Genomic DNA, 14,481 nt, shown 5'->3' on the forward strand with positions numbered 1-14,481 from the left:
TCTCTCCATGTAAAATAGATTCTAATATTTAGTAATGAGGTGAACAAAACGTGGCCAACGAAATGAATAATTTTGACAAAATTATCGTACTTGATTTTGGTAGTCAATATAACCAATTGATTACACGGCGAATTCGTGAATTTGGCATTTATTCAGAATTGCTTTCACATAAGATCACTGCAGACGAAATCAAGCAAATGGCACCTAAAGGGATCATTTTTTCTGGTGGTCCTAACAGTGTATATGGTAAAGATGCTTTCAAAGTTGATCCTGAAATCTTTAATTTAGGAATTCCAGTATTAGGAATTTGTTATGGAATGCAATTGATGGCACACACATTACCTGGTGGTAAAGTGGAAACAGCAGACAATAAAGAATATGGAAAAGCAGAGATTACCGTAGCTGATAAAGATGCAGTAATGTTTAAAGGTTTACCTGAAAAACAAACTGTATGGATGAGTCATGGTGACTTAGTAACACAAGTACCAGATGGTTTTAAGGCAGTGGCTACAAGTGCAAACTGTCCAATTTCTGCGATGGCAAACGATGATAAGAAGTTTTATGGTTTGCAATTCCATCCAGAAGTACGCAATACCGAATATGGTAATGATATTTTACGTCGATTTGCATTTGATGTTTGCAAGGCTGAAGCAAACTGGACAATGGAAGATTTCATTGATATGCAAGTGAAGAAGATTCGCGAAACAGTTGGCGATAAGAAGGTCTTACTTGCATTATCAGGTGGAGTAGACTCATCAGTTGTAGGAGTATTACTTCACAAAGCAATTGGCAATCAATTAACAAGCATTTTCGTTGACCACGGTTTATTACGGAAAAATGAAGCCCAACAAGTTATGGATAGTTTAGCTGGTAAATTTGGCTTAAACATCATTAAAGTTGATGCGCAAAAGCGTTTCTTGGATAAGTTAAAAGGTGTAACTGATCCTGAAAAGAAACGGAAAATCATTGGAAATGAATTTATCGAAGTATTTAACGATGAAGCTCAAAAACTTGATGGCATTAAATTCCTTGCACAAGGAACACTTTATACTGATGTAATTGAATCAGGAACAGACACCGCACAAACAATTAAGTCACATCATAATGTAGGTGGATTACCAGAAGACATGGACTTTAAGTTAATTGAACCATTACGGACTTTATTCAAAGACGAAGTTCGTGAACTCGGTGAAAAACTTGGGATGCCACATAACTTAGTATGGCGTCAACCATTCCCAGGTCCAGGGTTGGCAATTCGGGTAATTGGTGAAGTAACTGAAGAAAAACTTCAAATTGTGCGTGATGCGGATGCAATTTTACGTGAAGAAATTGCTAATGCTGGTTTAGATCGTGAAATTTGGCAATACTTTGTTGCATTACCAGGAATTCGTTCAGTTGGGGTAATGGGAGATGGCCGCACATATGATTATGCAGTTGCCATTCGTGCCGTAACTTCAATTGATGGAATGACTGCTGACTTTGCACAAATTCCATGGGACATTTTACAAAAGATCTCAGTACGAATCGTTAACGAAGTAGAGCATGTAAATCGTGTAATGTACGACATTACTTCTAAGCCACCTGCTACGATCGAATACGAATAGTTGCGGGTTATCAAATGTTGAGCAATTAATATTTGAAAATTAACTTTTATAGAAAATATAGTTCTAAATAATGCCAGAAAAGTTCTAGTTGAAAAATCGACTAGGACTTTTTTTGTATGTGAAAAATAATAAATGAACAGAATTAATAAATTGACTGATTATAATTTATATATCAAAAAAGGAGAGAAAAAGTATATAGAAAACAAGGTTAGCAAATTAACTGATTATAACTTATATATCAACAGAAAGGAGACATAAAATATGTCAAAAATGTATTTAAAAAATGGAAGAACAATTGAATTAAAGGGTGTAGTTGTTAGAGATTTACAAATCAAAAATAAGTATCAAACAAAAGATCCAGAATATAAGATCTTGAAGATAAGACCTAAAGGTCTATTGGAAGGATTTGCAAGATTTGATGGAACAATTGATATTAAATTACCGCTTGAATTTGATCAAGATATTAAGGTTGATGATATTGTGGAATTTACTGAATTATCAGTTACACCATACAGTTTTAAGGATAAAAGTTTTGTATCTTATTCGGTAAAAGCAACGACTTGTGAAGTAATTAGTCATTTAGATTACTAATAATAAAGGGTAAGCGAGGGTGAGAATTTATTAAAAGGAGACGAAAATTATGAATAAAGAATTTTTAAGATATAAAAAAATTTACTATACCGATAATAATAATCATTTAAATTTAAAATTAATGTTAGGTGTGATTGGATCATTAATAATAATTATGGTTGGTGGGTGGTGGAGGCCCGCAACCTTAGTTGCGTTGTGGTCAATCTTAGAAATTGACCACCTGATTAATATTAATGAAGAATTACAAATCAATAAATATAGTAATATAAGAGATTTGATGCAACGTTTCTTGATTTTATATCAGGTAAAAAAATTATTAAATGACGAAGTCAATCGAATAGTTGGAATTTATCAATATGAGCGTGGAAAACAGATAAGAGTTCCATATGTAAATGTTTATGTAGATCATCGTCAAGGATTCAAAGGATACATTGAAATAGAATTTTTGCCAGAATTTGATGACTTTTTAAATAATGGAGCAATCTGTACTCAATTAACAAGCCAATTAAAATATTTAAATGATAAATATGTTGTAACAGGAAAAAGATTTTCACCAACAGGGAATACCATAATTTTTGAATTAGAAGATTTGAATGTTGATAATCAAATTGAAATTTTAAGTCGGTCAGATTTAAGAAATGTTAATAACAAAGTAGTTCTAGATCAAAATCATCTTATTGATTGGGAAAAGGAATATCATGCAGTAATTAGTGGAACCACAGGTTCCGGAAAAACAATGTTGATTGAATATTTGATTGCTCAAGCAAAAGAAAGCCATTGGGATATTCGCATTTTAGATCCTAAGCAATCGGATTTAGCTAAAATTAAAGATACTGGTCAAATTGCAGTAGCTGATGAAAAAGAATCGATGCTTGATTTGTTACATGAGACAGTTGAAGAAATGCAAAATGCACAGCGGGCATACAAAGAAGACTCATCAATTAAGCTAACCCCACATTTAGTGGTAGTTGATGAATTAGCAGCATTAAAAGCAATGTTAGATCGAAAACAACAGCAACAACTTTTAGATGATTTAAAGCAAATTGCGTTACTGGGGAGACAAGCAAAATTTCATTTAGTTGTTGGAATACAACAGGCTAATGCAAATAATATTTCGACTGAAATTCGAGAACAAATGGGGATAAAGATCTTATTAGGAAATAGTACACCAAGTGCAAGAAAGTTTTTATTTGAAGATTGTATTATTGAAGTGCCGTTAGGCAATGCAGTAGGACAAGGTTTAATCAGTATTGATGATGGTCCAGTAAGTCCTTTTAAGGCTCCGTTAATTCAAACTGATTTAATTAAAGCAATCAATAAAAATATTCGTTAGCAAAGAACGGTCATCAAATAATTTTTGGAAATTAAGATGACCGTTTTTAATATATATATTAATTCTTGTTTTTTATTTGGGATAAGGTTTTAGGAATTATAATAGCTATAATTATGAGAATTGCTCCCCAAATGATTAATCCAGAAATTCCTAAATGAGAGAGAGAGAAACTTTTAGATGATATATCAAATAGTGTTAATTTTCCAAAGTTAAACTTGCTTACAAGTCCTAATTCTTTCATGTAACTGTATGAATTTGAAAATGTTAATGCACCAGTAATACCACCTAAAATAACCCAAATGGCGTGTTTGAAATTAGTGAATAATGATGCCATAGCTGTTCCTGGGCAAGAACCAACGAGTCCAAAACCGATTCCGAAAACCAATCCTCCTAGTAAAACTCCAATATTTAGGGGTTTAATTTCAAAATGAGAGGTAGGGAAAAGATTTAGTAACCCGATAACACCAATAGTTAAACTTCCTACACCAATCGCTCCTAAAATAATTTTAGCTAGTGATAGGTCTTTTAGACGAAGCATATCAATTATTTTTGAAGAATTTGTTGCTCCTACGTAGTATAAAGAAAATCCAAAAAACATACCTAGTGGAATTGCTAATAATATCACTTTTTATTATCCTTTCTAGCAAATTTAAATGTTAAAATGGCGGTTATTATTCCAGTAAAGAAAACGGATAGTGCGAAAACTACACCACTGATACTAGACTGCATAATACCACTCATCATATGACCACTTGTACATCCTCCAGCCCATCGGGCTCCAAAAAGCAGGAGAAATCCTCCTAGAAACAGTATTAAAGGATTGTTCAAGATACGATTATTTTTTTCTTTAGTCAATAATTGATTTTTCTTTTTGAAAATTAGCGAAGCTAAAAGTGCGCCAAATGGAATGGATGCTACAAATAACATGCTATAAGAGAGAGGATGTTCAATATTCTCTGCAATTTTAGGGTTATCTTTATAGTACTTATTATTAGTTTGAATTTTACTATCTTTTTTCTTTGAAACGATAGTAGGATCGAATATTTTCTCAATGATCCCAGCAGTTGTTGAATATTCAGTTGATACACCGATAGGTTTAACTAAAAGTATAGCAAGTACAAAAGATAGCCCTAGAATAACTATAGATTTAAATATATTTTTTGACACAACGTTAGTCTCCTTTGATAAAATAATTAGTATTTATTTTATACCATACCCCGTATGGTATGTAAAGGGAAAGAATGATATTATGAAGTAGGAGGTCATAGAAATGAATAATTGCAATACTACTAATTTAATTAATAGATTGAAGCGTATCGAAGGACAAGTTAGGGGAATTCAAAGGATGATTTCTGATGGAGAAGCGGATTGTAAATCAGTGATAAATCAAATGACGGCTGTTAGGTCAGCCATGAATAATTTAATGGGAGTAGTAATGACTGAAAATTTAAAGAATATAGTTGAGCATCCAGAAAAGGATGATCAAGTACAACAAAAAAAGTTGTCAGATGCAATTGACATGATAGTAAAAAAATAAATTTTTATATTCGTTAGCAAAGAACGGTCACCAAATAATTTTTGGAAAAATTATGGTGACCGTTTCTTTGCAATAAAAAAGATTTGTTAAAGACCGCCCACAAGTTTAACAAATCTTTTTCTATGTAAGTTAGGTAGTTAATTGAAATATATGTAAAAGTAAATATATTTTCGTGATACAAAACGAAGTTTTCACCCCTGAAAAGCAGTTCATCTGTATCAACAATATTAATTATAATTGATGTTGGCGTTTTATGCAAGCGTTTGCAAAAGGAAAGTTTATTTTTTAAAATGAATAAAAAAATGAAAGAAGAATGCCTCTACATCACTATTTGAAGGGCTTGTTTTCAAATAGCGATGAATAAAAAAATTTAATAAGAATAAAAGACTGGTAAGGTTTCAAGGGGTAAAAAAATATGAAAAACTTAATTAAATTAAATAAATACTTAAAGTCCTTATTAAGTAAATCATTTTAGTGATAAATGATAACACATCTATGAAAAATGTAGGGAATAAATGAATAAAAAATTCGTTAAATCTCTAAAAGTCCATTTTAAGTTCAAATTTGCAATTTCAAAATTATGTATAATGACAAAAAATTTAAGGGAGGTCAATATATATGGCAAAAAAATCCAATAAATCCAATAAATCTAAAAAGTACGCATCATCAAAGGTCATTATGTACGTTCAACAATGTGATAAATTACCATTTGAAAGTAAGGAGGCGTTAATAAGAAGAATTAAGAATCTAGATTACGTAAAACGATATGCAGTTATTACTCATGACAAGGATAAGGAGGCAAAGCCACATGTTCATGTAGTATTCAGATTTGATAATAAGGTTTCAATTACTAAATTAGCTAAAGACTTAAATGAACCTAATCAAGCTCAATTTGAGATTATGACTAAGAGAGGAAAATCAGTAAAACAATGCGAAGATAATGTTTTAGCATACTTAACACATAAGACTAAGAATGCAAAAAAAGAAGGTAAACATCAGTATGATCCAGAAAAAGTAACGGCTAATTTTGATTATTGTAAACACCTCAAAAAGATTGAATTAAAGAACTCAAGATCAGAACAAAAGCAGTCAAAAGAATCTAAAGGAGAGCAAATTGATAAAATATTGAAACAATTTGCAGATGATGAAATAGGACGAGAAGAAACTGTTCATGAGATGCGAAAAGTTGATTCATTATTAACAGCAAAGAAAATTCAGTTTTTGGATAAAATAGAGGAATCCAAAAATTTAGATAGTAATTATCAATGGAAACAAAAGAAACATAAAAAATATGTATTATGGTTTTATGGTAATGCAGGCACGGGAAAGACAAGTGAAGCAAACCATATTCTAAAAAATAAATATGGTAACAAATTTTTTGAAACTGGCGGTAATCGTGATATTTTTGAAAATTATAGTAATGAACATGGAATTTTAATTGATGATTTTCGAGTAAGTGTGATGGATTATAATGAGTTATTAAAAATGCTTGATCCGTACAAAGTAGAAGTAAGTGTTAGTTCACGTTATCATAATAAAGAATTACAAGGAGAGCTATATATTGTTACGTGTCCATATAATCCGGTGGAATTTTATAAACAAATGGGATTATGTGGAGAAGATACTTATGATCAATTAGCACGTCGAATTAACATGATTGTTCATTTTGAAAAAGATAAAATAAAGGTCGAACATATAAGAGCGAATACGATAGGGTCGAATTGGAACATTAAAGAAAAAATTACACCTATAGATAGTATTGATAATTTAATTGGAAAATCAATCGAAGATTTTTACCACGCCACTGATCAATTATTAAAAAACAACTTTAATAAGAAAGCTAGAGATTTGCCAGAATATGACACAGATTCAACAGAAGTAACAGGTTATGAAGAACCAAAAATTTATATGTCAAAAGGAGATGACGGAACGATATCTTTTGAAAAAGTATCATTACCTAAAGGCGTATTTCCAGATAGTAAAGATGATAATGTTTCTGGTGATAAGACTAATGGTGATAAGGAACGTGATGAAGATGATAAAAAAGGAATTTTAGATAATATAGATCTTGATCAATTATTTGAAGAATAAAATTGTTATTGTTGCAAACTTATGTTCGTGTTGATAAGATGAAAAAGAGGTGTTATTAATGGCAAAAACAGTTCAAAAAACGCGTTATACAGGCGTTTATCTTGACGTTAAAGGATGTCCGTTTTATCAAATTAATTTAGGGAAAGACAAGCAAGGAAAAAATCATTCTAAGAAAAGTCGATATAATCGAAATGGAAAACCATTTGAAAGTATAAAAGAGGCATATGAAGAACGTGAACGAGTGCGTCAAGAATATAAGGCGAAGATAGGAAAGGCAAATTATTGTTTAACATATAAGATGTTTATGGAACAGAATTTTCTTCCATATTATAAAGCCAATGTAGAAGAAAGCACATATAATTCACATATTAATGCATTTAGAAAAGCCATAAATTTTTTTGGAAAGCAAAAATTGGAAGATATCAAAACACGGGATTGTGAAAAGTTTAGAACATGGTTATTAGGGAAAAGTGGTTTTTCACAAAATTATGCAAGTTTAATATATAGTGGTTTTCGGCAGTCATTAGGATATGCAGTACGCATGGAGTTATTACAAAAGAATGTAGCCATGCAGACAAAAGCCGTGAATAAGGGGAAAACACATTCAGAGGTGTGGACCAAGAATGATTTTGAAAAAGTGATAGGACAAATAAATTTAAATGATTACTATTCAAAGTATGAGTTTATGTTGATTTGGTTTTATTATATGACAGGAGTGCGTGTGAGTGAAGGACTAGCATTACAATGGAAAGATATTGATTTCAAGAATGAAACTGTCAAGATATATCATACGTTAGATTTTAAGAATAAGCATAATTATCAGATAAAGCCATATACAAAGACGCAAAGTGGACAAAGAGTGATAAAGTTAGATAAGACAACGATTAAGTATTTGAAAGAATGGAAGAAAGAACAAGAAGAAGAACATTGCCAGACAGAATTCATACTTTCATATAAGGAGGATCCAGTACCACGATCAACCGTGAATCGTATAATTAAAAGGTATGCAAAGTTAGCAGGAGTACCTGAAATTAATGGGAAAGGATTACGACATTCTCATGTCAGTTATCTAATTAATGAAATTCACGCAAATATTTTGATAATTAGTAAAAGGTTAGGGCATTCAAGTCCAGACATTACATTGAAGCATTATGCGCATATGTGGACAGGAAGTGATGAATTACTAGCTCAGCAGTTAGATAAGGGAATTCAGGTAAAAACAGCAAAAGAGAAGCAGGTTAAGTTTACAGGCAATCAAAATGTAAAAGTAAGTTAAAAGATCCCCAGTCAGAATTTCTGATTGGGGATTATTTTGTATTAAGTAAACATAAAATAGCCTGAATAATATCGTGTTGTTTTTCTTTTGAATATTTAGAAATGACGTTATTTAATTTTCTGAGCTCTAGACTGGTATTATCATTATTTGAAATTAGATAGAATAAATCAACTTCAAGGGCATTGGCAATATTACATAAATTATTAAAGTGAATATCTGTTAATCTACCACGTTCTAATAAAGAGATAGAACTTACAGAAATTTCAGAAAGTTCTGCTAATTTTTCAATAGTAATATGTAATTCCTTACGTCTTTTTCGAACTCTAATTCCAATTTGTTTTAAGTTCATAATAGCACCTCTATAAATAAGGTTACAAGAATTGATTAATAGTTAACATAGAATAGAAAATATTAAAATGTATAATAAACATGTAGAAAAATACGCGTTTTGTGATGAGATATTAATGTAAAGTTGAAAAAGTCTTTAATTAAACGCTTAAATAAGTAAGCAGGATTATTTATACATATAAAGGAGAGTGGGTTAGAGATGAAAAAGAAAACTCTAACAGCAATTGCTTTAGGAGCTGCAACAGTAGCTACTGGAATGGCAACAAGTGTAAATGCGGATACTGTAACCGTAACAAAAGAAGAAATTGGGGATCAAACAAAGATCACAACAACAACGACAAAGACAGAAGTAAGTCAAGATAAGATTGAAAAAGATAAACAAGCTATTCAAGATCAACAAAAAGTTGTCGATCAAACAAAAAATGAAATGGATCAAGCACAAAGCACTGTTAATGCTAACAAGGACAAAGTCAATGATGCACAAAACAATGTTGATAGTGCCAAAGACGCTTTAGATAAAGCACAAAGCAATAAAGATCAAGCAACTCCTGATAATATTGAACAAAACAAGCAAGATCAATCTTCAACACAAGATAAGATCAACCAAGATCAATCTTCAATTAGTTCACAAGAACAAGTTGTTGATCAAAATAAGGAAAATATGGATAACGCTCAATCAGACGTTGATCAAGCAAAACAAAATCAACAAACTGCTCAAGACAACTATGATCAAGCAGTTAAAGATCAACAACAAGCACAAAATGATGTAAACAATGCTCAACAAGCAATTAACAACCAACAAAATCAAGTAAATAAAGATCAATCTCAAGTTGATCAAGATAAACAAGATATTAGCAATACTCAAAACGATATTAAGAATGATCAAGCTAATATTACTCAAGATCAACAAAATATTGATAATGCTAGTCAAAAGGTCAAAGATGATCAAGCTAAGTTGGATCAAGATCAAAACAAGTTAGATCAAGCGCAACAAACACAACAAAATGATCAAAATAAGGTTAATGATACTCAAGGTCAAATCGATAAGGTAAATGATCAATTATCAAACACAGTTCATGCTGATATGGGACAAGCTCTTAAAGATTACTTATCTTCTGATATGACTAAAGTTCCATCTGGATCAACTGCTCAAGATATTTGGGATCAACAAGATAAGTATCAAGAAAATTTAATTAATTCAATTCAGCATACAACAGCAGATAACGTTAAAATTGATCCAACCAACTTAACAAAGGATCAACAACAAGAAATCAATGAATTTGCTGCTAGTGTAGTTAATGATGTTCGTACACAAATTGGAAAGACCTCGGTTAAACCAAATTGGAATATGATTGATATGGCAAATCAAATTGCTGATGAAATTGATAGTAGTAACTACTATGATAGTCATGATTTTGGTCATGCTACTCAAATCATTAACAACGCAGCTAAAGCTCAAGGTCTTGTATATGATGAAACTGGAAACGGTAATTACTATGAAGACTTAACAAGCAACTGGGATCAATACTCAGGTAGTACAATATATGACTTAAAAGTTGCAGTTGTAAAAGGTATCTTAAACTTTATGAGTGATAAAGCTCACTTTGATAATGTGTTCTATGATGAACCTAATGGTATGTCAAATACACTAATGGGTATTTCTTGGGATAAATATGGTAACTTACATTATGAAAATGTAGATCAAAGTTATCAATTGCAAAATACAACAAACTTTGAAGATCAAAACATTAACTTACCTAATGTATCTGCATTACAACAAAAGAATAACTTGGAAAATCAACTTAACCAACAAAAACAACAAGTTGAACAAGATAAATAAACAATTCAAGATCTTCAAAATCAAATTGCTGCAGATAAGGAACAAATCAAAAATGATACTCCAACTGCATTGCAACAAAAACTTGAACAAGATCAAAAGAAATTATCTGAAGATCAAGCTAAATTAAATCAATTACAAAATACTTTGGCTATGGATCAAGAAAAATTATCTCAAGATCAAGATAAACTTACTGAATTACAACAAGCATTATCTGATCCTCAAGCTTACTTGCAAAAGGCACAAGATAAAGTCAATTCAACAAAAGCAACTTTAGATAGTGCTAACCAAGATTTAGCTAATAAGCAAGCTACTCTTGATCAAGCAACTAAGACTTACAATGACTCAGTTGCTAAACTCAATCAATTGAAACAACAATTAGCTAATGATCAAGCTAAGTTACAACAACTTCAAGAACTTGGTAATGAATATGCTAATGCGGATAAAGCTTTGCAAGAAGCACAAGATGCATATAACAACGCAGTGAAAGCTTTGAATGATGCTCAAAGTCAAATGAACGCTGATAGTGATACCTTAGCTAAGGCACAACAAGCTTATATTGATGCTCAAAACAAGTTGAACGAACTTGAAACAATTTTGAAGAATGATGAAAAGACTGTAACAACAGTAGATGTACAATGGATCAAACACCCACATACGACAGCCGAAATGGGTAATAAAGTAGTTTTAAGTAGTTCACACCAAAACACTTCTAGTACAGTGACAATGCCTGCTGTCAATACTGTAAGTTCAACAGTAAGTGAAAATAATACGGTAAAGGCAAGCAATACAGTATATGCAGATACAGTAAGTGAAGTAAAAGCAGCACAAGCTACAACAGTGAAGAGTGATAAAAACTCAAATGTAATTTACTTCACAAGTGAAGCACCACAAAGTAGTGTTAAGAAAAAAGCTAAACAAAATACAATGCCACAAATGGGTGATGATAACTCAAAGGCAACACTTTGGGGAGAAATCTCATTAGTAGTGGCAGATGTATTGGCTACATTAGGTTTAGCAAAGCGTAAACGTCACGAATAAAAAATGCTATAATAATAAAAAAATAAGAAGTCTTAATTTATTAAGGCTTTTTTGAGTTAAAGGAGAAAAGGTTATGACAACATACGCTGTTATAGGTCATCCTAAAAGAGAAGAACATTACGTAAAGGATAAAAATAGTGGAGTAAATTATAGTTTTTATACTGACCCGGCTAGGGAGAAAGGATATTCTGCTTCAAATCAAGATCCATTTATTTGGTATAAAAATTGGATGTATTCTTTTTGCCATGCACATAATTTTATTAATAAATTTTATTATGATAATAACGGTGAAAAGCCTAAGAGTGGATTAGATGATGAGGAAACCTATCTCGTTTTTGTTGCTCCCCCAAGGTAAGAATAGAGAAAAATTTATAGTTGATACTGTTATAAAAGCAAAACAAATCATTAAAATCGATAGAAAACTTAAAAATAAAAATATCGAGAATAATGAAAATTTAATTAAGCTAGATAAAGGTGATTATTTCATAAAGAAAAATTGTAAGGATTTAGCTGAGGATATGTTCAGTAAAATAGATAAGGATTTTCACATAAGTAACTTAGATATAGAAAATATTATTTTAAAGTATCATTATCCTGCATTTGTTCGCAAAGTTGATGACAGCAAAGTTACAAGATATGAAAAGCTTAAATCTGATAACGGTGTTAATTCTCAAGGACTTTCAAATGATATGTATTTGGGTCCAGTCCATAATAGTAAAGGAGTTAATGATTTATATTTAGTTATTGGAGATTCTGAAGAAAGTTTTATTCCGCTAATTAGAAACAAGAAAACAGGCGAATTTAAAAATTTGATTATAAAAAATAGTAAAGATGATGAGGGACATACTTTATTACAAAATATAGGTGTTCAATCAAAAAGCGATAAAAATATGGCCTTTTATCCTAAAGTTATTAAATCATTGGGGCAATTAAATCTAAAAGGTGACTTTTCATTTACAGAGATGAAACCTACCGAAACAATCTATAAGAAAACATCAAATGAATTTGTTGAAGATGTTTTTGGTGATAAAGATTACTTCGGTAATATTAAAAAGTTTGATGATAGGGAGTATTGCAGAAAAATAATGAATACAAAGATAGGAGAAGATTAAAAATGGAATTTTTAAAAGAAGATGTATTTAAATATATTTTACGAACCTTTTTGAGAAATAATAGACATGGATGGGGTATAGTAGGTAATAAGAGAGTTGATGAACTTGACGATGATGATAAATTGAGTATAGAGGCAGAAAAAGAAAATTGTGGAAAAATAAAAAAAGAGTATAAGATTAAACAGTTAAAAGAATTTTTTGATGAAAAATTATCATTAGTAGAAAAAGAAGATAGCTTTTTTATTTATGATAATAAAGTTTTATATCTGTTAATTGAGGCTAGCGATAGATTCAGTCTCAGTCATGGATTTGATGAGTATAAAACAGAGAATAATAAATTTGAATATTCAATTGAAACCGTCCCTCTTGAAGTTTATTTAAAAATTCTAAATGAAATGGAACAGCCCATTTTTAGACCAAGAATGATGTATTTGGAAATTAATTGGGATGAATTTAAAAACAAATCGCAAAATGATGAATTGAAAGATTTTTTTTGTGTTAGAGGGAGATATTTAGTATTAAAATCAAAGTTATTACAGGAGAAATACACAGATATTGAAACTAGAAAAAATCTTTTGATGACGTATTATTTTAAATTACTAGATTTAGGAAAACAGTATAGAATTGTGGAGGAAGATAGGCTAAATGGGAAAATAAGACCATCTTCTAGTTGTGATAAGGAAATTAAAGTAGCACCTCCTTTAAAATCTTATAATGTAGATTTAATTAAAATGTTTGGAGAAGCCAATGCATCAAGTAATCCATTTACTAAATTTATTGAGTATTACCAGGTTATTGAATACTTTTTTGGAAAAGCGTATAACGACGATTTACGTGAAGAATTAGAACAGAAACTTTATGCAGTAGATTTTTCCTTGGAAAACAAAGTTGATTTGAGTGCATTGGAGGGAGTTATGAAGAAATTCCTTAAAAATAAAGAAAACGAACGTCAAATGTTAAAAAGAGTATTAAAAGATTATGTAGATTTAGATAAATTATCTTATAAGTTAGAAGACAGATGTGATTTTTATAATGATATAGAAAAAAGGCCTGTTTTTTTAAACGAAAGCGATAATTCTATATTTTTTGATATAAATTCTGTAGATAAGGATAAAGTGTATAATTCAATGGCGAATAGAATATATAAAGTCAGAAATGCTCTAGTACATAATAAACAAAATGATAAGAACAGCTATCAACCACAAGAATACAAACATGTTAGATCACTTAATTATGAAATTCCGTTAATAAAAGAGGTCGCTGCACTTTGCATAACTTCAAGTTCTATAGAGTAATTGTTGAATCTAATAATTAAAAATATTACAAAGTTATATAATTTTATAAAGAATACGTTTAGCAAGTTTCTGAGTTTACCATACGACTACTTATATACGCGTGATTGATAGCAAATCGTTATCACTTGTTAATCTACCACGTAAATAACGTTGTTCCGCATCCGACAAGTAGTGGTGCAATAATGTTTTGCAATAAGAAGTTAATATAAAACCATATGGTTTCCGACCTAACTGCGCCTGTCTAGTCAGTTAGGTTAAAAATTCTAAAATGATGCCAAGAAGTTTCAAATCTAGGTCGTTATTAGATCCAAGTAAATTTATATAGTTGAATACGAATAGTTGCGGGTATCACTAAAAAGTAAAACGTTGATTTACTAAGGTTAGGTAAAGTAGGCATTCACTGTGATTTTGATCAT

14 protein-coding genes are annotated in these 14,481 nt (G+C 30.7%); 11 read left to right on the plus strand and 3 right to left on the minus strand.

Annotated features, from left to right (window positions below; translation table 11 throughout):
- Positions 1–62 precede the first annotated feature (62 nt).
- The 3 genes from guaA (at position 63) to ACWCL1_RS05965 (ending at position 3,528) form a co-directional block, all read left to right on the plus strand.
- Entirely contained in the window at positions 63–1,604 is a 1,542-nt protein-coding gene (guaA, locus tag ACWCL1_RS05955) for a glutamine-hydrolyzing GMP synthase (protein ID WP_454546068.1), read from the plus strand.
- 261 nt (positions 1,605–1,865) lie between these two features.
- The gene (locus ACWCL1_RS05960; protein WP_454545993.1) at positions 1,866–2,195 is read left to right on the plus strand and encodes a hypothetical protein; all 330 of its coding nucleotides are present in this window, start codon (positions 1,866–1,868) and stop codon (positions 2,193–2,195) included.
- A 49-nt stretch (positions 2,196–2,244) separates the two neighbouring features.
- A complete protein-coding gene (locus tag ACWCL1_RS05965) occupies positions 2,245–3,528 on the plus strand; it encodes an FtsK/SpoIIIE domain-containing protein (protein ID WP_454545994.1) in 1,284 nt (427 codons plus the stop codon).
- Positions 3,529–3,586: 58 nt separating this feature from the next.
- On the opposite strand, the gene ACWCL1_RS05970 is transcribed toward ACWCL1_RS05965, so the two are convergent.
- Together ACWCL1_RS05970 and ACWCL1_RS05975 are read right to left on the minus strand one after the other, a co-directional pair.
- Positions 3,587–4,153, minus strand: coding sequence for a DUF6691 family protein (locus tag ACWCL1_RS05970; RefSeq protein WP_454545995.1), 567 nt, complete (start codon positions 4,151–4,153; stop codon positions 3,587–3,589).
- Positions 4,150–4,695 carry a YeeE/YedE thiosulfate transporter family protein gene (locus ACWCL1_RS05975; RefSeq protein WP_454545996.1) on the minus strand — a complete coding sequence of 182 codons (546 nt, stop codon included), beginning with the start codon at positions 4,693–4,695 and terminating at the stop codon, positions 4,150–4,152. Before ACWCL1_RS05975 ends, ACWCL1_RS05970 begins: the two co-directional genes overlap by 4 nt.
- Before the next feature lie 103 nt (positions 4,696–4,798).
- On the opposite strand from ACWCL1_RS05975, the gene ACWCL1_RS05980 reads away from it, so the two are divergent.
- From ACWCL1_RS05980 to ACWCL1_RS05990, 3 genes are all read left to right on the plus strand, one after another.
- On the plus strand, positions 4,799–5,065 hold the full coding sequence (locus tag ACWCL1_RS05980) for a metal-sensing transcriptional repressor (RefSeq protein ID WP_454545997.1): 267 nt from the start codon (positions 4,799–4,801) through the stop codon (positions 5,063–5,065).
- Between the two features lie 618 nt (positions 5,066–5,683).
- On the plus strand, positions 5,684–7,156 hold the full coding sequence (locus ACWCL1_RS05985; RefSeq protein ID WP_454545998.1) for a Rep family protein: 1,473 nt from the start codon (positions 5,684–5,686) through the stop codon (positions 7,154–7,156).
- A 58-nt stretch (positions 7,157–7,214) separates the two neighbouring features.
- Positions 7,215–8,432 carry a tyrosine-type recombinase/integrase gene (locus ACWCL1_RS05990; RefSeq protein ID WP_454545999.1) on the plus strand — a complete coding sequence of 406 codons (1,218 nt, stop codon included), beginning with the start codon at positions 7,215–7,217 and terminating at the stop codon, positions 8,430–8,432.
- A gap of 31 nt (positions 8,433–8,463) precedes the next feature.
- Here the strand turns inward: ACWCL1_RS05990 and ACWCL1_RS05995 are convergent, their stop codons facing one another.
- A complete protein-coding gene (locus ACWCL1_RS05995) occupies positions 8,464–8,781 on the minus strand; it encodes a helix-turn-helix domain-containing protein (RefSeq protein ID WP_454546000.1) in 318 nt (105 codons plus the stop codon).
- Positions 8,782–8,979: 198 nt separating this feature from the next.
- Between ACWCL1_RS05995 and ACWCL1_RS06000 the strand changes: the two genes are divergently transcribed.
- The 5 genes from ACWCL1_RS06000 to ACWCL1_RS06020 all read left to right on the plus strand — a co-directional run bounded on the left by ACWCL1_RS06000 (position 8,980) and on the right by ACWCL1_RS06020 (position 14,065).
- Positions 8,980–10,620, plus strand: a complete 1,641-nt coding sequence (locus tag ACWCL1_RS06000; RefSeq protein ID WP_454546001.1) for an SEC10/PgrA surface exclusion domain-containing protein — start codon at positions 8,980–8,982, stop codon at positions 10,618–10,620.
- A gap of 69 nt (positions 10,621–10,689) precedes the next feature.
- Positions 10,690–11,658: a hypothetical protein gene (locus ACWCL1_RS06005; protein WP_454546002.1), complete on the plus strand. Its 969-nt coding sequence runs from the start codon at positions 10,690–10,692 to the stop codon at positions 11,656–11,658.
- Positions 11,659–11,731: 73 nt separating this feature from the next.
- Positions 11,732–12,013 (plus strand): hypothetical protein, encoded by a 282-nt coding sequence (locus ACWCL1_RS06010; protein WP_454546003.1) that lies wholly within the window; start codon positions 11,732–11,734, stop codon positions 12,011–12,013.
- On the plus strand, positions 11,970–12,770 hold the full coding sequence (locus ACWCL1_RS06015; protein WP_454546004.1) for a hypothetical protein: 801 nt from the start codon (positions 11,970–11,972) through the stop codon (positions 12,768–12,770). The genes ACWCL1_RS06010 and ACWCL1_RS06015 overlap by 44 nt, the downstream gene beginning before the upstream one ends.
- 2 nt (positions 12,771–12,772) lie before the next feature.
- Positions 12,773–14,065, plus strand: coding sequence for a hypothetical protein (locus ACWCL1_RS06020; RefSeq protein ID WP_454546005.1), 1,293 nt, complete (start codon positions 12,773–12,775; stop codon positions 14,063–14,065).
- Positions 14,066–14,481 lie beyond the last annotated feature (416 nt).

Source organism: Ligilactobacillus sp. LYQ135, assembly GCF_053711055.1.

What these genes read in the sequence shown, in the direction of transcription:
- guaA (WP_454546068.1), top strand. Translation starts at nt 63, where the DNA reads ATGAATAATTTTGACAAAATTATCGTACTTGATTTTGGTAGTCAATAT.
- ACWCL1_RS05960 (WP_454545993.1), top strand. Translation starts at nt 1,866, where the DNA reads ATGTCAAAAATGTATTTAAAAAATGGAAGAACAATTGAATTAAAGGGT.
- ACWCL1_RS05965 (WP_454545994.1), top strand. Translation starts at nt 2,245, where the DNA reads ATGAATAAAGAATTTTTAAGATATAAAAAAATTTACTATACCGATAAT.
- ACWCL1_RS05980 (WP_454545997.1), top strand. Translation starts at nt 4,799, where the DNA reads ATGAATAATTGCAATACTACTAATTTAATTAATAGATTGAAGCGTATC.
- ACWCL1_RS05985 (WP_454545998.1), top strand. Translation starts at nt 5,684, where the DNA reads ATGGCAAAAAAATCCAATAAATCCAATAAATCTAAAAAGTACGCATCA.
- ACWCL1_RS05990 (WP_454545999.1), top strand. Translation starts at nt 7,215, where the DNA reads ATGGCAAAAACAGTTCAAAAAACGCGTTATACAGGCGTTTATCTTGAC.
- ACWCL1_RS05995 (WP_454546000.1), bottom strand. Translation starts at nt 8,781, where the DNA reads ATGAACTTAAAACAAATTGGAATTAGAGTTCGAAAAAGACGTAAGGAA.
- ACWCL1_RS06000 (WP_454546001.1), top strand. Translation starts at nt 8,980, where the DNA reads ATGAAAAAGAAAACTCTAACAGCAATTGCTTTAGGAGCTGCAACAGTA.
- ACWCL1_RS06010 (WP_454546003.1), top strand. Translation starts at nt 11,732, where the DNA reads ATGACAACATACGCTGTTATAGGTCATCCTAAAAGAGAAGAACATTAC.
- ACWCL1_RS06015 (WP_454546004.1), top strand. Translation starts at nt 11,970, where the DNA reads ATGATGAGGAAACCTATCTCGTTTTTGTTGCTCCCCCAAGGTAAGAAT.
- ACWCL1_RS06020 (WP_454546005.1), top strand. Translation starts at nt 12,773, where the DNA reads ATGGAATTTTTAAAAGAAGATGTATTTAAATATATTTTACGAACCTTT.